The sequence below is a fragment of the Peptoniphilus phoceensis genome, from assembly GCF_001517665.2.
Taxonomy (GTDB): domain Bacteria; phylum Bacillota; class Clostridia; order Tissierellales; family Peptoniphilaceae; genus Peptoniphilus_A; species Peptoniphilus_A timonensis.
The window spans coordinates 68019-90270 of sequence record NZ_LN999808.1; the positions used below are offsets into that span (position 1 = coordinate 68019).

Sequence of the window (22252 nt, forward strand, 5' to 3'; positions counted from 1 at the left end):
TCTTAATAGAACTTATAAATCCAATAAAAAAATGGAAGGCTTTCGCCCTCCACTTTTTCTTTATTCACTTTTACTTATCTAGGATTTCTTTGAAATTTTGCCTTTACAATTTCAAAATCTCTTGTATCAATATTAAATGTATTATTGTCTTCGTTGATCCAGTGTGCCCTATATAAATCTTTCTTGTTTAAGAAAGTGTTACTTGCACAAAGAATATCTTCGTAAGACCACATATCTCTATTGACATCCTTATAAGTTATTAAACTCTTTTCGTTGTTTCTAATATAAGTCTTGTCAAGTGTTCTCTTGAAAGCCTTGTTAGAAACTGCAGCAACTTCTTCTCTTGGTATAAATTTATCTCCTTCATATTTTGCAAGTCCATCAGAATAAATCTTTAACCAACCTTCATTGTAAGCTGCTTCGATTTCTTTGCTTGCCCAGTGACCATCTTTTAAATTCATGTGATTGCCATCAAGATCCTTTAATTCTTGGAATCTCTTTAAAGTTGCAATCCATTCATTTCTTGTGATTTTACCTTGTGGCTTAAAGTTTCCATCATCATAACCTTCAAAAACATTGGCTTCTGTAACAATTTTGACTGCTCTAGTGTACCAAGCTTCTCCAATGTCTTTGTAAGGTAGTTTGTAGTCAGGATTATATTTATATCCATCTTCTACTAATGCATTGGCAAGAATTTGTGCAGCTTCAGCACGAGTAAGTCCATCATGTGGTCTAAATTCTTTTTTGAAACCTTGCATGTACCTTACTTCTTTGAAGTAGTTATCATCAGAAATAGGCATTGGAACCTTAACAATTTTTTCTTGAATAATAGTTTCATACCTTACTTCAGGATACATTGGTATATAAGGTCTGTCTGGATATTCTGGATAAGATGGATAATCTGGTATTTCTGGATAATCAGGATAATCAGGTTTTTCTGGTATCTTTCCATAAACTACAACTGTAACGTCAACTGTGCTAGAAGATCCATCAGTGTAAATTACATTAACTTTAGCACTACTTACTCCTTCTTTACTTACATCTGGTTTTTCAATTATTTCAACACTTTCAATTGTCTTTCCCTTAGGAGGAGTAATTTTGTCCTTGTAGTCCTTTTCCTTAGGTTCAATTCCAACCCTTGTTTCTACAATTCCTGCGTCAGGTTCTAATGGTGTAATTGGACTAGAAGATATTTTGTATTTAGCAGTTATAACTGTTCCATCAACAAACTTTCCAAATAATGGTTTATCCCAGTTTGAAAAACTATATCCCTCTTTTGCATAATCTTCTTTTAGCTCAGGATCTTCTGCTGGAATTTTAAGATATTTATCTGGATTTACATAATAAATCTTATTAGCAGAATCTATGGCCTTTTCTGTTGGAACAAGAGTAACCTTAACATAATTTTCAGGTGTATCTTCTGTCTTATTTCCATCTTCATCTGCTGGATAAATATCTTCTGTCCATTGAGCCACAGCAATTTTATTTTCTGTTAAAGTTAATGGACTTCCTGCTTGGTATAATCTTCCATCAATCATCCAACCTATAAAGTTTTTACTACCATTACTTAATCCTCTTGGATAAGAAAGATTTATTCTTCCACCAATGTTTGTGGATTCTGGGTCAGGTACAGTTCCTGTCGCACCACCTGCATCATAAGTCAATGTAACTTGACCTTTTGTAAAGTGAGCAACATATTCTCTATTGCCTTTGATTGAATTAGTCAAATCTAAGGATTCAGACCAATAAGCAAATTCAAAACCTTCATTAGGAATAGTTTTTGGAACTACAAGTTCTTTATCGCCAGCTGTTTGACCTTCTTCTAATTCAACAAGCTTAATGCCTGCTTTAGGATTTACAAAATAAGTTTTTTCTGTGACATTTCCTTCAAGCTTACCATTTTCATCAGATCTAAAAATTACTGTTACGTAACCATCAGGAATAACTTGGCTAGGATCATCATTCTTTTCAATTACGTCATCAGACTTAACAAAGTTAAAAGTATAAGTCTTTTCATCTGTAATCATTTCAGATTTTATTTCTGGCGACCAATTTCCACCATTTGAAGTGTAGCCAATACTTGGATTCTTTGTAATTTTATTAGCTGATTCATTCATATCAACTTCAACTTCTGGCGATACATAATAAACTGTGTCGCCACTTAATGTTCCGCCTTCACCAGCCTTGAAAACTACTTTCACATAATTATCCATAGCTCCTTCTGGTTTTTGACCAGGAACGAGTTCTGGAATTATCTTTTTGTGAACTTCTACTGGAATTACAACTGGACTATCATTAGTTCCTTGACTTGATCCATCCTTGTATTTAACTATTACTTTTGCTTTTTTTGATCCTGGTTCTGATGTGTCAGGATTTTCAATTACTGTAATTGAATCAATTTCTTTTCCCTTTTGAGGTGTAATCTTAGAAATTAAATCTTCATCTGTAATTTTTTTATCTTGTGGTATGTCTAACTTATTTGTATTTAGTGGATCATCAATTTTTTCAGCTTGAATTGATTTTTTATAAGCTGCTTCAATAATAGTTACCTTGTCAGTGTATTGGTTCTTAGTTAAGTCAATTTTTACTGGCGGTTTTACATCTGCTAGATTATCATCAGCATCCCCAGTTTGTACTTTTTGCCATTCTTTAAAGATATAATTTACATTTTTCTTTCCAAGTCCATCAATTTCAACTTCTTGATTTTCCTTACCTCTTGGATTTGCTAATAGAATAGTAACTTCTTTTGTCGGATTAACCCAGAAAGTTCTTTCAAAAGCTGTTTCATCTGTTGCCTTATCTGTCGTTTTTACAATGACTTTAACAAAGCTATCTGGAACTTTTGGTTTGTCTTCTCCATTTTGAGGAACTACATCTTTTGAAAAGCCCGGAGAAATTATTGTATCTTCAGTGAATTTGTGACGTTTAGCAAAGTCATATATTCCATTTTCTTCTTGCTTTTCATTTTGTTCCCTCTTATCTGCTGTCCAATTTGTAAAACCTAAAGCAGCTTTTTCCTCATCTGTCAGTTCAATTTCTGGAATTTCCACCCAAGCTTTTGGATTTACATAGTAAACTTTATTGTCCTTGGAATTTAAATTACCAGTTGGAGCAACAGTTACTTTTACATATGATTTTGATTCAGTGTCTTCTAGAATTTCTTTCAGTCCACCGTCTACAGCATTTTTATTTTCAGCCTTGCTCAAAATTTCTGGTTTCCCACCACTTGTCAAAGCTTCATAGCGGTTTTTATAAATTTTTACAGGAATGTCAACTTCTTTATCTGCTTGATTTCCCTTAAAAGTAACTTTTGCCTTAAAGATTTCTGTCCTTACAAGTTCATCTGTGTCTGACTTGTTCATTTCTTTTACTTTTTTATAGATGTCATCTTGAGTAAGCGGATTTCCAGCGTCATCAACTAGAGTTACTGTAGCATCTGCTGGCAAGTTACTTACAGTACCATCTTTATTAACCCACTTAACTTGAGCTTTTAATTCATTAATTGTTGGAACAAAATCATTTGTCCATTTTCCATCAGGATCCTTGTAGGATTCTGTTCTCACAAGTTCATTTACCTTTACACCTGACCAATCGAAATAAGCTGTAAATGTGTAGTCCCTATCTATAATAGTGTTGCTATTTAAAAGTTTTTCATTGTCCCATTTAATAAATTTCTTTCCATTGTCTGCTGTGATGTAATACTTGCCTTCTTCTTTTGTTTCATTATCTTTTAATTTTTCTGGAACAGGAAGATTATCTGATTTTAGACCAACTATTACATCATAATAAAGTTCCTTAACTGGATTGTCTTTGTCATCTCTAAAGTTTCCACCATCTTCTGCGATAAAAGTAACTCTCTTATATCCATCTGGAATAGGATCATCCTTGTCTTTTACTTCTATAATTCTTACGTCCTTGTAGAAGAAATTAATTTCATCAAGTCCAGTTTCATTTATGCCAGCAAAAGTATCTGTGTCTTCATAAATGTCAAAGAATAATTGTTGTTGTGGCTTGTCATTTAGAACCCAACCAGGAATTTTTCTGTAGTTTCTAGCATCATAGTGACGCTTGCCATTTACCACTGTTTCACTAGGAATAACGGCATATTTTTCTTTTATCTTTGCAAATTCTTCTTTATTACTTGCAAGAAGTTCTTTATATGCATCACTCTTTTCTTCAGAAGTCATGCCTTCATTATCTTTTATAGCTTGATAAGCAGCTTTAGCCTTTTCCATAAAGGCTTCAACTTCTGCTTTACCTCTTTCATCAAGATAATTTACTTGGTAAACTCTTTCCTTAAATGGCTTGTAGAAAAATTCAAAGCGATTGTTCTTTTCCTTAGGATTACCAACTAAATCCCCTGTTTCAGAGTCATGAACTTTTTCTGGCTCAACTCTTAGAATTTGGTTGTAGGAGTTATCTCTATTAGTTTCATCCTTATAAGTTTTATAATCAGTATTTGCATTATAAAGTGCATCCCACTCAGCTTGTGGAACTAAGAGGTACTTGTCATCCTGTCTACTTGCAAGACCTGTTGTATAAGATCCAACTCTTCTGTTATAAAGATTTTGTACTTCTTTAGATTCTTCCTCATAATTCAAATTTAAAAAGTGGTGTATAGATTCAACTGTTATTAGGTCTTGTTTGTTCCAAATTGCTCTAAGATGAACATTAGATACAACTTTATTTCCAAAGTGATACATTTCAGGCACTTTATACAAATCTTTATAACTTGTATCTTCAGTTTCAGTGTCATTACCATTTTCATCTTTTGTGTATCTTACAAATTCCCAACCAGCGAAGTTGTATCCAGGTCTTGTTGGCTCAATAATATTGTTGTTGGCATCTTTAGGTTCTTTTAGGGTCATCTTGTGGACAAGATTGAAGGTGTTGGCTTCACCATCTACTTTTTCTGGATAAGTGTGACTTACACCATCTATTTCAAGTTTTTTAGATTCATTTGTAATATTTTCTGTGCTTAAGTTTCTTAAACTTCCACCATTTGGATCAAATTTTACCTTCCAAATAGTTTCTGGTTCACCCCACTTGGCATAGAGAACTTGGTCGTAATGAAGTTTTGTTTCATTACCGTCTTTTACCAAGTTTTGGCCGGCGGGATCCAATGCCCAGCCTAAGAAGCTCCAATCCTCTGGTACCCAAGCTGGTCTAGTAGGCACATGGCCTGTATCTAATTTCAAATCCTTTAGTGGCATTTCATAAGGCACATCTAAAATATTACCTGCACCATATTCACCGTCGTTTTTTACTATCTTAGGATCGTTATTTAATTTTAATTTATACTTGTTACGAGAATAGTTTGCATAATTGTAGGCATTTCTCCCATCAAAGAATTTTGTGCCCCAAGGAAATTTATCGATATATTGAATCTTGTCGGCGTCACTTCTAAAAGGCGTTATATCATTTCTCGCATTATTTAAGTCGTTAATAGTTCTATACTGACTAGTTGTTGGTTCAGCCAATACCCATTCTGCTTCCCTTGTCTCTTTTTTAAGGGTAAAGCCTTGAAGATTAGGTAAAATGAAAGCATAGAATGCATTGGTGTCGCTCTTCCAATAGGAAAGGTCATAATCTATTTGTTCATTGCCATCGAAATCGTCTTTTATAATATCAATGTGGTGGACAACGGATTCATCCCATGATGTCGCTGCCAGAGAAATCTCATATTTTTCCCTATCTTTTGTTTGATTTTCTCCTATAGGTATTTTATCTCCGTGACCATTTCCCTCAAATTCTCCTGTACCCACTATATCTTGACTGTCGATAAAATCTTCTGCACTTAAGCGATAAGGCGGCGTGTCACGAAAAATTAGTTCTCCTGGTTCATTAACATTAATTGTCCACCCTATTGGACCCATGTCTACACCTGGTGTGCTACTGGCAGGCGGAAGATTTGAAATTTCCTCATCCTTTGGCCAAATTTTATCTAAGCTTTGGTTGAAGCGAGCCTCTACTTTATAAGGAGATCCTTCTTTTCCTATGACTTGTCCATTTCTTGTTAAAGTAGGCCAATAGCTAGACGATGGATCCCATCCCTCTTCATTAGCTGCTGTAAAGTAAAGGGTATAGACTCTGCGGTCGTAGTAGACGTTATAGACAGTTTCTCCTGTTGATAGAACGGATTTTTGAACTGTAGGATCTTTTTCGGATGCGTTTTGCTTCTTAGTCAAATCTTCATTTAAGAAGTAATATCTTTCGAATTCCTCTTTGTCATCTTGAGCCTTTTCTAATCGTCCCTCATTTAAGTCTGGGAAGGTGATTCCATGTATATCCAAATCAGTAAGGTTAGGAGTAGAACCTGTTTCGGCATTATCTACTCTTCTTGCACCGATAAAGTCGTAACGATCACGCAAAGCTAGTGTGTCATCTTGGTCATCATAATCTGGTTTTTCAGTCCAAAATTGGATAACATATTCAGCTGTCTTATTTTCAGTCCATTCTGCAGTAAAAGTAAGACTTTCTGCAGGCATGGCATATTTTATGCCGTCTTGGAATTTTCCACCTGCTTCAAAATCTGCTTTGGTAATAAGAGTATCTTTAGGAAGAGTCTTCTTATTGCCATCAACATCTGTATAATTTATATCTTTATCTGCCTTCCAACCTTGTAACTCTGAACCTGCCTTTTTAATATCAAAATTTAATTTTGGAATTGTTTGTCCATAGATGAGAGTCATTCCTGGCAAATCAGTTCCACCATTGGAATCAAAATTCACATCATAAATAGCGCGGTTGTAACGCATTTCTATTTCAAAATCATTTGAATTTTGTGGAACTTGAGTTGTAAGAACATTTACTTCAGGAACATAGCCTTTAATTTGTTCTCCGTCTAAGGCTTTTATAGTGACAGAAGTTCCTGTAAGGCCGTTTTGACTTGTGTAAATAAATTCATTATCTCCATCTCTAAAACCATATTCATCACGATTTTCTAACATTTGGAAAGTGTGTTTTATCTTTATTGTTCCGCGTTTTGCCTTATAAAGATATGGATGTCTTCCAATGTATTCATTGACATCCAAGTTTCCCTTTTTTGCATTTTCTTTGATGTAGTCATAATTTACATGAAAGCTTTTTGTAGGCGAAGTATATCCATCAATACCTGGCAAATCTATTATTTTATCTATCTTAGATTTTTCTTCTTCTGTCAAAACTTTTTGATCCTCATTGTCGTCTAAGTCAGTATATGTATATTCATCATCACCAACAGTAGCAATATAGGGTTGATAGCCAATGACTTCTTCATCATTTCTTGGCAATTTATAGTCTGCACGCATGGTGTAGAGCTTTGGCATGTCAGGGTTTTTTACAATATCTTCTGCACTCTTTCCCTCTGCCTTTTTTATTGTCACAGGTTCTTTGTTTAAATTCTGCTGAGAAGTTATTGTTGTTTTGTCATAATCTAAATCTGCTGCTAGAGCTTGTAAAGGAAAGGCTGTTATTAGCATCATAAAAGCTAAAAGTCCACAAATTCCTTGTTTAAAAAAACTTTGCAGCTTATTCTTTCTACTCTTCTTCATTTTTTCCTCCTTAGTTATATATATTTATTAATGCAAAATAACCAGTCCTTTAAATTCATTCCTGGTATTTATCTTATGACATTATTATATTAAAGTAAGTTTATTATTTCAATATTTTTTGTGTATTTCATGAGAAATATAAAATTTTCCTAAAAGTTTAAAACTTCTAAAATGTTTTATAAAATTTTAATAATAATTTTGGGCTAAATAAAAATCAAAAATATTCTATTAAAGATTTGACTATTGGCATAAAAAGATATATATTATTAGCAGATGCACAATTCGAGTGCTAACGAAGAAAGGTGATTATATGCAAAATAAAAAATACAATGCTGAAACTGAAAGATTAATGGATTTAATGATAAATTCCATTTACACAAATAAAGAAATATTTCTAAGAGAACTTATATCCAACGCATCTGATGCAATGGACAAGATGTATTACATTGCCCTAAACAATGAGGATGTTAAGTTTAACCACGAAGATTATTTTATTAGAATTACTCCAAACAAGGAAAATAGAACTATCACTATTGAAGATGGTGGCCTTGGAATGACTGAAGATGAACTTGTAGAAAATTTAGGTACAATAGCAAAATCTGGCTCTCTTGATTTTAAAAATTTAAATAAAAAAGATGCTGACCACGAAATAATTGGTCAATTTGGTGTAGGTTTCTACTCTGCCTTTATGGTTGCAGATGAAATTTCTGTCTTGACTAAATCTTATAAGGAAGATGTCGCTCATCTTTGGAAATCCAAGGGTGCAGATGGTTACTCAATTGAAGATGCCGAAAAAGAAAATCACGGAACTATTATAACTCTTCACCTAAAGGCAAACACTGAAGAAGAAAATTATGACGAGTATCTTGATGAATACAAGATAAGAGATCTTGTGAGCCACTACTCCAACTATATTTCCTACCCAATTAAAATGGAAGTGGAAAAGAAAAGACCAGCAGCTGATGCAACAGAAGAAGATCCAAAATTTGAATCCTATAGAGAAGATGATGTGCTTAACTCATCTGTTCCTATGTGGAGAAAAAATAAAAACGAATTAAAAGATGAGGATTACAACAATTTCTTCAGACAAAGACACTTTGGCTTTGAAGATCCTCTTGCCCACATTCACATCAGCGTGGAAGGTATGATTTCCTTTAAAGCAATTCTATACATTCCATCAAGAAGACCCTTTGACTTCCTAAACCCAGATAAAAAGGGCGGACTTGAACTTTACTCCAATGGAGTTCTCATAATGGAAAAATGCGAAGACCTTCTTCCAGATTATTTGAGTTTTGTAAAGGGCGTTGTGGATTCTGAAGATATTTCTCTAAACATATCACGTGAAATGCTACAAAAAACTCGTGAACTACAACTAATTAAGAAAAATATAGAAAAGAAAATCCTTGACGAACTTGCAAAAATCTTAAAAAATGACAGAGAAAAATACAGAGAATTCTTTAAAAACTTTGGAGTTAGTTTAAAATCTGGTGCTTATGAAAATTATGGTGCGGACAAAGATAAATTAAAAGACCTATTTATTTTTGCCACAACAAAAAGAGAAGATGCAACTTTCAATGAATACAGAAAAGAAATGAAGCCAGATCAAGACTTCATCTACTATGCAAATGGATCTTCAATCGAAGCTATTAAGGACCTACCACAAATCAAGCACTTTATAGATGAGGACATAGAAGTCCTTGCCTTGACAGATCCAATTGACGAATTTGTCATCAAGATGCTAGAAGAATATGACGACAAAAAGTTTAAATCAATTTCTGAAACTGATGAAGTAAAAGAAGAGGATGAAAAAAATCTTGGCGACTATGTTAAAAAGATGAAAGAAATTTTATCTGGTGAAGTTTCATCAATAAGGGAAAATCCAAACTTAAAAGATGACGCAGCTTATCTTTCAAGCAAGGGTGAAATATCAATTGAAATGGAAAAAACTTTAAGCCACATGCCAAATAATGGTGGCTTTAAGGCTGACAAGGTTCTAGAAATAAATCCAAACCACTCTGCTGTTAAGAAATTAAAAGAAATGGACGAATCTTCTGAAGAATTTAAGACTTACACAGAATTATTATATGACGGAGCAAGACTAGTTGCAGGTCTAGACATAAAAGACCCAATTGCCTATGCAAGAAATGTTTCAAAGTTAATGTAAATAAAAATTTTATAAAGTTTAAAATACAAAAAGGCTCTTTTCCTTGTGAGAAGAGCCTTTTATTATTGATTTTTATTTGTCTGTAAGTTTTAAAAAACTTATGACTTCTTATTAAAAAGTAAAAAAATATTTTCTCCTATAAGCAATAAAAAATACAGTGCACTGAAATCATAAAGGTAGAAAAATTTTTCTTGTAAATAGTATATTTTTGTGAATATGTAAATTGCGAGTATAAAAATTTCAATTAATAAAAATATTACAGCAGTCTTTTTTGGTAGTTTGCTTGCAAAATTAAAATAATAGGCGAGCATAAAGCCCAAAAATAAAATCATTAAAATTTTTACAACATCTAAGATAATCATATATTTTATATCAAAGGTTGCTTGAATTCTCCCATTTATGTATTCAAAAACCTTTGTGCAAACTAGGTTTAAAATTGGGAAACAAAATAATGAAATTATAGAATTTATATATTTTTCCAAAATAAGCTCCTAACTTTTAATTTCCATTAAGTTTTTTATCACTAAAATTTTTAAACTATTTTTTATCGTCTAAATACTATTACATAAAGATTTCTTAGCAATTATGATAATAAATAAATTTTGTTGTAAACTTGCGTACGAATTGATAAAATGTAAGTACAAAAGCAACAAAAGCTGAGGTGATATTTTGAATTATATGGAGATTATTGAAAATAAAATAAAAGAAAACCATGGGATAATAACTAATAGAGAACTTGTAAAAAATAACATACCTACTATCTATCTTCATAGAATGGTTAAAAATGGAAGACTAGCTAGAGTTGATAGAGGCATTTACATATCAAAAGAAGGCGACTACGATGAATATTATTTTTTTTCAAATAGATATGATGTGCCTATTTTTTCTTATAGATCTTCTCTATACCTTTACGACGTCACAGATTTTATTCCCCAAAAGATGGAAGTAACAGTTTATAGAGGCTACAATGCTCACAGAATTGATAAAAATGTAATAGTTCATTATGTAAGTAAAGATATTTATGAGCTTGGAATTACGAAAGTAAAAACAAAATATGGAAATAATGTTAAGGCATATAATAAAGAGCGAACTTTTTGTGATTTTGTAAAAAGTCGAAAGGAGATAGACAGTGAACTTTTTTCCAAAAGCATAAAAAAATACATTAAGGATAAGAATAAAGATTTGAATAAACTTTATGCTTATGCAAAGAAAATGAAAATTGAAAGAGAAGTTAGCGAAATAATCGAGGTTATCTATGAATAAAAATAAGTTGAGAACCCTTTGTTTAAAAATATCTCAAAAATCAGGCTTAAGTTATAATTCCATTCAAACCTATTATTTTTTGGAAAGAATACTGAAGCAAATTGCTGACAGCGACTTTTCATCTGATTTTATTTTTAAGGGAGGCTTTTTATTGTCCAATATTATAGGTCTCGAAGAGAGGACAACTAGAGATATTGATTTTTCAATAAAAAATTTTTCTTTGGAAGAAGAAATCCTTAGAGAAAAGTTTGAAAAAATATTAAAGAAATCTGATGATATTTCTTTTGAGCTTATTGATTTAAATAGCATAAAAGAAGATGATATTTACGGCGGATACAGAGTTGAAATAATGTGTAAATTAGAAAATATTAAAGAAAAAATTCACATCGACATAGCAACTGGAGATCCTATAACGCCAAAAGAAGTGAACTACAATTACAAAAGTATTTTTACTGGAGAAAACTTTAATTTAAAGGCTTACAATATTGAAACTATTCTCGCAGAAAAAATGGAAACTATTTACTCACGAGGAGTTTTTAACAGTAGAAGTAAGGATTTTTTTGATGTTTATATTATTTACTTGCTTAAAAAAGAAGAAATAAATTTTGATAATCTAAAAAATGCCTGCATAAATACTTTTTCTTATAGGGGCAACGACTTCAATGTTGATGAGCTTTTAAATACAATTGATTTAATTGCAACTAGCGAAAATATTTTAAACAGGTGGAAAAACTATATAAAAACTCAATTAAACTACTCTAATATTAGTTTTGAAGAAGTTATATTAAATATAAAAGAACTCGTTCAAAAAATAAATTCTTAGATTTTATTTTTTTATTAAATATCCTTTAGCTCACATAAAAATGTAAACTATTATGATTTCCACAAGAATTGAATATTATAGTCTTTTATGTTATATTTTTTCATGTTAAAAATTTTATAGGAGGTCAAATGGAAACACTTTTATCAGGGATTTTAAATCTCGAAGTTAAACACTTAATTATGTTTGTCATTGGCGGCATTTTAATTTATCTTGCTATTGAAAAACAATACGAACCGTCACTTCTTCTTCCCATTGGTTTTGGGGCAATTATTTCTAATATTCCACTATCATCTGCCGTTGGCGAAGAAGGTTTCTTGACAATACTTTATAAGGCTGGGATTACAACTGAGCTTTTCCCCGTTTTAATCTTCATAGCTGTAGGTGCTATGATTGATTTTAAACCACTTATAGCATCGCCTTTTATGCTCTTCTTTGGAGCAGCAGCACAATTTGGGATTTTTGCCACAATGTTATTTGCAATTTCAACAGGAAAGTTTAGCCTTCAAGAGGCAGCTTCAATTGGCATAATCGGTGCAGCAGATGGCCCTACATCAATTTATGTTGCAAAGGTCTTTGCTCCAAATTATCTTGGACCAATATCTGTGGCGGCATACTCATATATGTCTCTCGTTCCAATTATTCAACCACCAGTTATTAAACTTCTTACTACTGAAAAAGAGAGAAAAATTAGAATGAAGTACACTACTGTCCACGTGCCGAAAAAAGTTGAAATTCTCTTCCCAATTGTCATAACAGTAATAGCTGGGATTATCGCACCAATATCTGTTGCACTTATTGGCGCTCTAATGTTTGGAAACTTAATTAGAGTCTGCGGAGTTCTTGAAAGACTTTCAACTTCTGCACAAAATGAACTTTCAAACTTAGTTACAATTTTACTTGGCATAACGATTGGTGGAACAATGTCTGCCGATGCTTTCTTAAATATCCACACACTTATGATTCTTGCCATGGGACTTGTTGCCTTTATCTTTGACACAGCAGGCGGCGTTCTCTTTGCAAAGTTTTTAAATTTATTTTTAAAGAACAAGGTAAACCCAATGATAGGAGCTGCTGGCATCTCAGCCTTCCCTATGTCTGGTAGAGTTGTTCAAATGATGGCAGCAAAGGAAGACCCAACTAACTTTATCCTTATGCAAGCTATGTCAGCCAATGTGGCAGGACAACTTGGCTCAGTAGTTGCAGGTTCAATGATCTTGGCTCTCGTGCCAATCTTTATGTAGAGGTGATAAAATGGACATGACAGTATTTATGCAGGGAGTAGAAGTCGCAGTCTGGGGACTCACTGGAGTTTTCGCAGTCCTAATACTCTTCTACATCTTTACAAAAATAATGCTAAAAGTTTTTAAAGAAAAATAAATATAATTAAAAAGTGATGTGCAAGATAGGTAAATCTATTTACACATCACTTTTTTTAAATTTATTTTTCAATTCTTTCATCATTTTTATCACTGTTTGATTTTTCTAAATTATCAAGTTTTTCTAAAATCTTATTTAACTTTTCATTAAGAACAACAAAAACAATTACAATAAAAATATACATAGAAATAATTAAATCAGCATTATTTCCACTAAAATCTTGTCTAATGAAAAGAACTAATATGAAGTTTAAGAACACATATATGCACGTTTTTAATATATATTTCATATATCCTCCCTCATAAAAATATAGTATCTTTCTTAACTAGTAATTTCTAACTCCTTAAATAATAGAGTATAAATCTTTACTATAATTCATGATTTTAATTCACGATTTTGATGTAAAAGTAAAAAAGTATTTCCTCCTATAAGCAAGATAAAATACAAAGCATTAAGATCAAAAAGATAGTAAAAATTTTCTTGCAAATAATATTTTTTTATGACTATATAAATTGCAAGTATAAAAATTTCAATTAATAAAAATATTCCAAGAGTCTTTTTGGATAGTTTGCATGAGAAATTAAAATAATAGGCGAGCATAAAACCCAAAAATAAAATCATTAAAATTTTTACAATATCTAAGATAATCATATATTTTATGTCAAAGGTCGCTTGAATTCTCCCATTGATGTATCCAAGAACTTTTATGAAGATTAGATTTAACATTGGAAATAAGAATAATGATATTAAAAAATTTATATATTTTTTCAAATAATAGCTCCTTCCTATTACGACAATAATGTTTTTATCTAGATAATATTTTATTTATCCTTATATTCGCCGATAAAAGAATAGGTCCTTTCCATAAAATCAAAAACTAAATTTGGCACAGGGTCCTTGTCATTCTCAGTTTTCATGCCATATCCAGCAAGCACAGCTTCTTCAAAGTCATCAAAATTCATTATAACTTGGTAACCACTTCCAGCCCTTTTTAATTCATAGCTTCCAGTAAAGTCCATGGCATTAGTCCTATCAATCATGACAAAATTTTTATCTCCAAATTTGATAGCCACATCGTTACTTAACTTTTCTCCGTCATCTGTATTTATCATACTATCTAAAGTCCAATTTATTTCACTAATTTTCTTATCTGGAAGACCTTGGTCTTTTCCTGTGCAAGCCGTAAAAATTATTCCTAGCACAAAAATTAATAATAAAAACTTTAAATTCTTTTTCATATTTCCCTCCTCCTTCAATTCCTTTAACTCGCAAAAGCTTTCTTACTTATATTTTAATTAAGATGAAATTTTATTGCAATCCCTTGTTAAAATTATAAATAATTGGATATAAATATAGTGTAAATTAAAGTAAATATTTTTTTGGAGGTAATTACAATGGATATAACATTTGGCGGAGATAAAGTAAATCTAGAAGGTAAAGAAATCAAAGTTGGAGATGTAGCTCCATCTTTTAAAGCAGTTAATAAAGATTTATCTGATTTTAATTCAGAAGATTTAAAGGGAAAAATCGTAGTTTATTCAGTTGCACCATCAATTGATACACCAGTTTGTGCTCTTCAAGCTACAACTTTTAACGAAGAAGCTACAAAATTATCTGATGATGTGAAAATTGTTACTGTAACTGTTGATTTACCTTTTGCACAAGAAAGATTCTGTTCAGTTAAGGGAATCGACAATGCAGACATTGTTTCTGACTACAGATACAAGGAATTTGGTCAAAAATTTGGCTTCATGATGGAAGAATTACAACTTCTTGCTCGTGGCGTTGTAATTGTTGATAGAGATGGAAAAGTAGCTTACGTTGAATATGTTCCTGAAGTAACTGATGATGTTAACTTTGACAAGGCTCTTGAAGAAGTTAAAAAATTAAGCTAATATGATAAATATTAATTTAATCGTACTTGGAAAGATCAAAGAATCTTATTTTAAAGATGCCATAAATGAGTACAAAAAAATGCTTAAGTCTTACGCAGATTTAAGCATTTTTGAAATTATGGACGAACCCTGCCCCGAAAACTTGTCCCAAAAGGACATGGAGAGGGTAAAAAATACTGAGGGCGAAAAGATTTTGTCAAAGATAAAAGACGATGCCTATGTAATTGCCCTTGCCATTGAGGGAAAGAGCCTTGACTCTTTAGCTTTTGCAGATAAAATTAATAATCTCATGATTGACGGTCACTCAAATATTACTTTTGTAATTGGAGGAAGTCTAGGACTATCTGATGAAGTTTTACAAAGAGCAAACTACAAACTAAGCTTCTCAAAGATGACCTTCCCTCACAAGCTTATGCGAGTAATCCTCATGGAACAAATCTACAGGGCCTTCAGGATAATAAATAACCACCCCTACCACAAGTGATCTTATTATGAAATTAAATTTACTAAATTAAGTTTTTTTCCTTTCACGACTTTCGTCTTACAAATATTGAAAATTTAGCTGACAAGACAATTTTGTCCTTTGATCAGGGTATTTATTTTGAAAAAAGACGAAGATAAAGTAGATTATAGAAACAAAATAGAACTTGTCTTTGATGATTTAGAAAAATTATAATCAGTCCAATATTGGGCTGATTTTTTTGAAAAATTATAATCAGTCCAATATTGGGCTGATTTTTTTGAAAAATTTTTATAAAAAAACTTGCCAGATTGGCAAGTTCATTTTCATCTTATATTAAATTAGTGAGTCTAAAAACATCATGAGAATAAATCCAAAAATGACGCCATAGGTTGCTGCTCTTTCGTAACCATTGGAGTGGGTTTCTGGAATAATTTCATCGCTAATTACAAAAAGCATTGCTCCTCCTGCAAGGGCAAGTATAAATCCAAGTGTTGATGAGAATATTGACACAAGCCAAACTCCCAAAAAGGCTCCAATGGGTTCAACAAGTCCAGTAAGTGTTGCTATTATAAAACCTTTTTTGCGAGAGTAACCTTCCCTCACAAGGGCAAGGGCGACGGCAAGTCCTTCTGGCATATTTTGTAACGCTATACCAAAGGCAACTGAAAGTCCATTAGACATATTTTCTCCACCAAAGCCAACTCCAGTGGCAAGTCCTTCTGGAAAATTGTGGATTGCTATTGCTATTACAAAGAGCCAAATTTTGGAAAGATTTTTTACATCCACTCCTTCATGTTTCTTGTCGATTAAATGCTCATGAGGTGCATACTTATCTATTAAATCAAGCATGAGTGCTCCACAAAAAATTCCAAGACCTGTAACTATTACTCCCATCTTGCCACTTCCTGCTTCAAGGCTTGGGATAATTAGTGAAAAGCAAGTTGCAGAGAGCATTACTCCAGCTGCTGCTGCGAGTAGTACATCTAGCACCTTTTGGCTCACATTCTTTGCAAAAAATATAGGGATTGCACCAACCCCTGTCATAAGTCCAGGCACGACACAGCCCAGAATAATAAAAGTTAAATTCATATAATCACCTTAATTCTAATTACTAAATAATTATATCACATTAAATCCTTACTTTTTCCAAAAAAATAAAGCACGACTGGCGTGCTTTTCTAATTTTATTTTTTATAAACTATTCACAGCTCTTCTTATGCCACCCGCTATTTCTTCTGCAAATCTTGAAACTTTGTCAAAAAGATCTCCTAGGTTGAAATTTCTTATTCCATTTAATATGAGATGTCTGTCAATTTTTTGATTTCCAATAAATATGGAAATATTAAAAAGTTTCATAAGGACAAGGATTAATACCACTATTCCCAAAATTTTTAAAGCTTTTTTCATTTTATCACCTAGGTCTTTAATTCTCTTTCAATTTCTTCATAATTTGCCATGTACTTCTTGCAAGCACTTAAAAATTTCTTGTCGTGCTTTAAGTGTTTTAGATGAAGAAGTTCATGCAAGACTACTGCTTCGATTTGCTCATAGGGTCTCTCTGCCAAATAGAGATTTATTTTTATATCTCTCCTCTTGGGATAGCAAGTTCCCCATCTCACTTTCATCTTCCGAATTTCATAGGAATTGGCATAAAGCCCTGTCATAGCTTCGTATTTTGGAAAAATTTCATCTAAGACTTTTTTTAATTCTCTTCTATAAATTTTTTCCAGATCTTCTTCTGATGTAAAGTTCACTTTTTCTCCAAATAAGTGATTTTTGTAGCGTCTTCTTCTCTTGTCATTTTCTTTTAGTTTTTCTATTGTTTCGAGATTTTCCTCAATAAAGTTATTTATTTTTCTATCACTTAAATTCCTTGGAGCTGATACTTTAATTATACCATCTTCTACTTTTATTCGAAGACTCTTTATCTTTTTTCTATTAATTTCTATATCCATTATAAAATTGGTGACAAAAGTCTTGAGAAGGATTCCTTTATTTTTGTTATCCTAGATCTATTGGTATAAATTTCTTTTGTTATCTCTGTGCATTTTTCCAAATCTTTTTTAAAGTCATCCTTTAATTTTTTATTTAATTCTTCATCATACAAGAAGGCATTGACTTCAAAGTTAAGTTCAAAGGATCTTATGTCAAAATTTGCTGTACCAACGCTTGATAAGTAGTCATCTGATATAACAATTTTTGTGTGAAGAAAACCTCCTTCGTATTGGTAAACATGAGCTCCCCATCTTATTAATTCTCCTAAAAAGGAAAGTGAAGCCCAGTGAACAAAGGGATGATCTTTTTTTGCAGGAAACATTATATTTACATCAACACCACTTAGGGCAGCAACTTTTATTGCTTTAAAAAGGCCTTCATCGGGAACAAAGTAAGGAGTTTGAATATAAAGTTCCTTTCTGGCAGAAGTTATAAGTTTTTCATATCCATTTCTTATGGAATCTGCCTTTGTGTCTGGTCCACTGGTAACTATATTTATGTCGACTCCATCGTCTATTTCATCAAAGATTTCAGTTGTGAATCCCTTTGTGTGTGCGTCTGATGCAAATTTAAAATCCAAGAAAAATCTCCAAGCTAGTCCATTTACTGCTGGTCCTTCAATTCTTAGGTGAGTATCTCTCCAATAACCCATAGGTCCCTTGGATATATATTCATCGCCAACATTAAATCCGCCAACGTAAGCAATTCTCTTGTCTATTACTACGATTTTCCTGTGATTTCTGTAGTTCATGTGAGTGTTAACTTTATCTATAATTCCTGGGAAAAATATTGCAAATTTAACTCCAGCTTCTTTTAGGGACTTTCTATCCCTAAGTTTCATTTTTCTAACACCCATACCATCTACTAATAAGTAAACGTCAAGACCATCTTTGGCCTTTGACTTTAGTATATTCATAAATTCAGCGGAAATTCCATCTGATTTAAAAATATAGTATTGCACATAGATAGTGTGCTTAGCTTTTTTTAAATCTTCAAATAGGGCATCAAATTTTTCCACACCGTCATTATAAATTTTTATCTTGTTGTCAGTGTAGAGCATTTCATTTTCTGCCTTGTTAAACATCTCTACCATATCTAGATAATTAGATGTCCTCTTGTTAGAAAATCTAAAATCTTTGTTTTTTAATTCTCTTAATTGAGCCTTAGATTCCTTGCTAAGGAGTTCATCTTTTTTACTCTTTCCACTAAATATCCTAGATTTTGATATGTCTTGTCCTATGAAAATATAGAGGATAAAACCTATAAGAGGCAAGAAGTTAATTGCCATTACCCACAAAAGAGTGGATATTGGCTTCTTGTTGTCAAATAAAATTATAAAAGTGGATACTAATACATTTATTATAAATAATATTGAATAAACTTGGGCGAAGTTTTTAAACATCCCAAAATATGCACTTAACATCTTCTTCTCCTCTATTAAAATTATTTATTTTTCTTTGATTTATATCTTGTTTGTGAATTTAAGATTTTCTTTCTAAGTCTAAATTCATTAGGTGTGATTTCGATTAACTCATCATCTTCAATAAATTCAAGAGCTTCTTCAAGACTCATTTTTCTTGCTGGAGAAAGTCTAAGAGCTTCATCAGAACCAGATGCTCTTACATTTGTTTGTTTCTTTGACTTTGTAACAGAAACTTCGATTTCAACTCCCTTTGGTGATTCGCCAACAACTTGTCCTTCGTAAACATCTTCTCCTGGAACAACAAATAGAGTTCCACGTTCTTGGGCATTGTTAAGTCCATAAGCTGAAGCTGTTCCTGTGTCAAAAGAAACTATGGAAGCATTAACTCTTCTTGGAATATCTCCCTTAAATGGTACATAAGATTCAAAAATAGAATTTAGGATTCCAGAACCCTTAGTGTCAGTCATAAATTCAGTTCTATAACCAATAAGTCCCCTTGATGGAATTATAAATTCAAGTCTTTGATAACCACCATTTGGTTCAACTATATTTACAAGTTCACCTTTTCTTCTTCCAAGTTTTTCTATAACAGAACCAGCATAAACATTGTCAACATCAATAGTAACTCTTTCAGTTGGTTCAAGTTTTTTGCCATTTTCATCATATTTATATAAAACTTGTGGTTTAGAAACTTGGAATTCATAACCTTCACGTCTCATGTTTTCAATTAAAACAGAAAGGTGAAGTTCTCCTCTACCACTTACCTTGAAGGAGTCAGTTGTTTCAGTTTCTTCTACTCTAAGTCCAACATCAGTTTGTAGTTCTTTATTTAATCTTGCCTTGATTTGTCTTGAAGTCAAAAACTTACCTACTCTTCCTGCAAAAGGTGAATCATTTACAGAGAAGTTCATAGATATAGTTGGTTCAGAAATTTTTACAAATTCAAGAGCTTCTGTATCTTCTGTAGAAGTGATTGTATCTCCAATATTTATGTCTTCGATACCAGTAACAGCAACTATAGAACCTGACCTTGATGAATCCACCTCAACTCTATCTAGACCTTCAAATTCATAAATTTGTGCAATTTTAATGTTTTCTTGGAAATCTGGCAATTCTTTATTAACTCTAACAAGTTTGTCGTTTTCTTTAATTACACCTTGTTCGATTTTACCAATACCAATTCTTCCAATATATTCATTGTAGTCAATTGTAGAAATTAAAAGTTTAAAAGGTTCATCATCTCTTTGTTCTGGACTTGGAATGTATTTGATAATAGTTTCAAAAAGTGGGTCCATATTTTCCATCTTGTCATCTAAATCAAGTGCTGCAATGCCTTGTTTTGCAGATGCAAAAACAAAAGGACATTCAAGAACATCATCGTCAGCACCAAGTTCAATAAATAAATCAAGAACTTCGTCTACAACATCAAGTGGTCTTGCTTCTGGTCTGTCTACCTTATTTATGCAGACAATAACTGGAAGATTAAGTTCAAAGGATTTCTTTAAAACAAATTTTGTTTGAGGCATTGGTCCTTCAAAGGCATCTACTAATAAAACAACACCATTTACCATTTTTAAAACACGTTCCACTTCGCCACCAAAGTCGGCGTGTCCTGGAGTGTCAATAATATTAATCTTTACACCATTGTGATTCACAGCAGTGTTTTTAGAAAGAATAGTGATTCCTCTTTCTTTTTCAATGTCGTTAGAATCCATTACCCTTTCATTAACCTTTTGATTTTCCCTAAAAATACCTGATTGTCTTAGTAGGGCATCAACTAAAGTAGTTTTGCCGTGGTCAACGTGGGCAATAATTGCAATATTTCTAATATCTTCTCTTTTCAAAAATCTCATCTCATTTCTTCATGTTTCTATCCTATTTTAATCTTAAATAAAAAAAAGTGCAACATAAGTTGCACGATTTCTTGCATTTTTAAGCTTTTTCAAAGGAGTCGCACCTATCTCCTAAATCTTTCTACCAATTCGTCAAAAGTTACGTCAACTTGGTCTCCTGAGTGCATGTTTTTCAAACTATACTTTCTTGACTTAATTTCTTCTTCGCCAAGTACTATTACATAGTCTACCTTTGTTTGGTCTGCATACTTAAATTTCTTTTTAAGTTTTGCAAATTCTGTATAAACTGAAACTTTTACTCCCTTTTCTCTTAATTCGCTGAGAAGTTTAATACCATCAGAAAGACAGTCATCCATAGGTATTATCAAAAGATCAACTAGAGATTTTTCTTCACTAGAAATAATTTTTGCTTCATTTAATTGGTAGAAAAGCCTAGAAAGTCCAATGGAAATTCCAACTCCTGGAAGAGTTTTGTCTGTGTAATAACTTGCAAGATCTTCGTATCTACCACCAGAGCAAACTGAACCAATTTTTGGATAATTATCAAGAGTAGTTTCGTAAACTGTTCCTGTATAATAATCAAGACCTCTAGCTATTTTTAGGTCAATGTCAAATGAGTCTTCATCTATGCCAAAATCTCTCATGTAGCCAACAACTTGAGTAATTTCGTCAAGTCCTTCAAGGAAGATTTCATTTTCTATATTTAAATCTCTAAGTTGCTCTAGGATTTCATCCACAGATCCACCGATTTTTATAAATTCTAGAATTTTTTCTCCAGAAGCCTTGTCAACTCCAGATTCAGCTAATTCTTCGAGGACACTTTCTTCGCCAATCTTGTCGAGTTTATCCACAGTTCTCAAAACATTCATTGAGTCTTCGATGCCAAGTGAGGCAAAAAATCCCTTTAAAATCTTTCTATTATTTAGGTGAATTGTAAAATCTGTGAATCCTAAATCTTTAAAAGTGTGGAAAATTACAACTGGAAATTCTGCATCATTTACTAGGGATAATTCTCCCATACCAATTGTGTCAATATCACATTGGTAAAACTCTCTAAAACGTCCTTTTTGAGCTTTTTCTCCTCTATATACCTTTCCTATTTGATATCTTTTAAAAGGGAAAGATAAATCGTTCATGTGTTCTACAGTATATCTTGCTAGAGGAACTGTTAGGTCAAATCTAAGACTCATGTCTGTGTCGCCCTTTGAAAATCTGTAAATTTGCTTTTCAGTTTCTCCACCGCCCTTTGCTAGTAGGACTTCAGATTTTTCTATAACTGGAGTATCTATTGGCAAAAAGCCGTGTTTTTCAAAATTCTTTCTTATTATGTCTTTCATCTCATTAAAGAGAATTTGATCCTTTGGAAGTAGTTCCATAAAACCTGGAAGGGTTGATGGTTTTACTATTGTCATGATATCACTCCTGTTTTATAAATTCTTATTTCTTCTTATAGTTATTATTAAT

17 protein-coding genes are annotated in these 22252 nt (G+C 32.3%); 7 read left to right on the forward strand and 10 right to left on the reverse strand.

From position 1 onward, the window contains the following. Positions 1-74: 74 nt before the first annotated feature. On the reverse strand, positions 75-7532 hold the full coding sequence (locus BN3657_RS02355) for an InlB B-repeat-containing protein (RefSeq protein WP_082676816.1): 7458 nt from the start codon (positions 7530-7532) through the stop codon (positions 75-77). 310 nt (positions 7533-7842) lie between these two features. Here BN3657_RS02355 and htpG point away from each other — a divergent pair, with 310 nt between their 5' ends. From htpG to BN3657_RS08650, 5 genes are all read left to right on the forward strand, one after another. Further along, positions 7843-9696, forward strand: coding sequence for a molecular chaperone HtpG (htpG, locus tag BN3657_RS02360; protein ID WP_062551614.1), 1854 nt, complete (start codon positions 7843-7845; stop codon positions 9694-9696). Positions 9697-10374: 678 nt separating this feature from the next. After that, positions 10375-10959 (forward strand): type IV toxin-antitoxin system AbiEi family antitoxin domain-containing protein, encoded by a 585-nt coding sequence (locus BN3657_RS02370; RefSeq protein ID WP_230204183.1) that lies wholly within the window; start codon positions 10375-10377, stop codon positions 10957-10959. Beyond that, positions 10952-11782 (forward strand): nucleotidyl transferase AbiEii/AbiGii toxin family protein, encoded by an 831-nt coding sequence (locus tag BN3657_RS02375; RefSeq protein ID WP_062551617.1) that lies wholly within the window; start codon positions 10952-10954, stop codon positions 11780-11782. Before BN3657_RS02370 ends, BN3657_RS02375 begins: the two co-directional genes overlap by 8 nt. A gap of 128 nt (positions 11783-11910) precedes the next feature. Continuing rightward, on the forward strand, positions 11911-13023 hold the full coding sequence (locus BN3657_RS02380; RefSeq protein ID WP_062551618.1) for a sodium ion-translocating decarboxylase subunit beta: 1113 nt from the start codon (positions 11911-11913) through the stop codon (positions 13021-13023). 10 nt (positions 13024-13033) lie between these two features. Further along, positions 13034-13159 carry a hypothetical protein gene (locus BN3657_RS08650; protein WP_268258895.1) on the forward strand — a complete coding sequence of 42 codons (126 nt, stop codon included), beginning with the start codon at positions 13034-13036 and terminating at the stop codon, positions 13157-13159. Positions 13160-13220: 61 nt separating this feature from the next. On the opposite strand, the gene BN3657_RS02385 is transcribed toward BN3657_RS08650, so the two are convergent. From BN3657_RS02385 to BN3657_RS02395, 3 genes are all read right to left on the reverse strand, one after another. Further along, a complete protein-coding gene (locus BN3657_RS02385; RefSeq protein WP_062551619.1) occupies positions 13221-13448 on the reverse strand; it encodes a hypothetical protein in 228 nt (75 codons plus the stop codon). Positions 13449-13534: 86 nt separating this feature from the next. Further along, positions 13535-13930: a hypothetical protein gene (locus BN3657_RS02390; protein WP_062551620.1), complete on the reverse strand. Its 396-nt coding sequence runs from the start codon at positions 13928-13930 to the stop codon at positions 13535-13537. Between the two features lie 50 nt (positions 13931-13980). Next, positions 13981-14397: a hypothetical protein gene (locus BN3657_RS02395; RefSeq protein WP_062551621.1), complete on the reverse strand. Its 417-nt coding sequence runs from the start codon at positions 14395-14397 to the stop codon at positions 13981-13983. Between the two features lie 156 nt (positions 14398-14553). On the opposite strand from BN3657_RS02395, the gene tpx reads away from it, so the two are divergent. Both tpx and rlmH read left to right on the forward strand, forming a co-directional pair. Further along, positions 14554-15054: a thiol peroxidase gene (gene tpx, locus BN3657_RS02400; protein WP_062551622.1), complete on the forward strand. Its 501-nt coding sequence runs from the start codon at positions 14554-14556 to the stop codon at positions 15052-15054. A 1-nt stretch (position 15055) separates the two neighbouring features. Beyond that, entirely contained in the window at positions 15056-15538 is a 483-nt protein-coding gene (rlmH, locus tag BN3657_RS02405) for a 23S rRNA (pseudouridine(1915)-N(3))-methyltransferase RlmH (RefSeq protein ID WP_062551623.1), read from the forward strand. Between the two features lie 312 nt (positions 15539-15850). Here rlmH and BN3657_RS02410 read toward each other — a convergent pair whose 3' ends face one another. From BN3657_RS02410 to hisS, 6 genes are all read right to left on the reverse strand, one after another. Next, the gene (locus BN3657_RS02410; RefSeq protein WP_019139377.1) at positions 15851-16606 is read right to left on the reverse strand and encodes a ZIP family metal transporter; all 756 of its coding nucleotides are present in this window, start codon (positions 16604-16606) and stop codon (positions 15851-15853) included. 102 nt (positions 16607-16708) lie between these two features. Beyond that, entirely contained in the window at positions 16709-16924 is a 216-nt protein-coding gene (locus BN3657_RS02415; RefSeq protein ID WP_019139378.1) for a hypothetical protein, read from the reverse strand. An 8-nt stretch (positions 16925-16932) separates the two neighbouring features. Continuing rightward, positions 16933-17472 (reverse strand): SprT-like domain-containing protein, encoded by a 540-nt coding sequence (locus BN3657_RS02420; RefSeq protein WP_062551624.1) that lies wholly within the window; start codon positions 17470-17472, stop codon positions 16933-16935. Further along, entirely contained in the window at positions 17472-18935 is a 1464-nt protein-coding gene (cls, locus tag BN3657_RS02425; protein ID WP_062551625.1) for a cardiolipin synthase, read from the reverse strand. The genes BN3657_RS02420 and cls overlap by 1 nt, the downstream gene beginning before the upstream one ends. Positions 18936-18955: 20 nt before the next feature. Beyond that, positions 18956-20788, reverse strand: a complete 1833-nt coding sequence (gene typA / locus BN3657_RS02430) for a translational GTPase TypA (RefSeq protein WP_187363612.1) — start codon at positions 20786-20788, stop codon at positions 18956-18958. Positions 20789-20892: 104 nt separating this feature from the next. Continuing rightward, a complete protein-coding gene (hisS, locus tag BN3657_RS02435) occupies positions 20893-22200 on the reverse strand; it encodes a histidine--tRNA ligase (RefSeq protein WP_062551626.1) in 1308 nt (435 codons plus the stop codon). Positions 22201-22252: the final 52 nt, after the last annotated feature.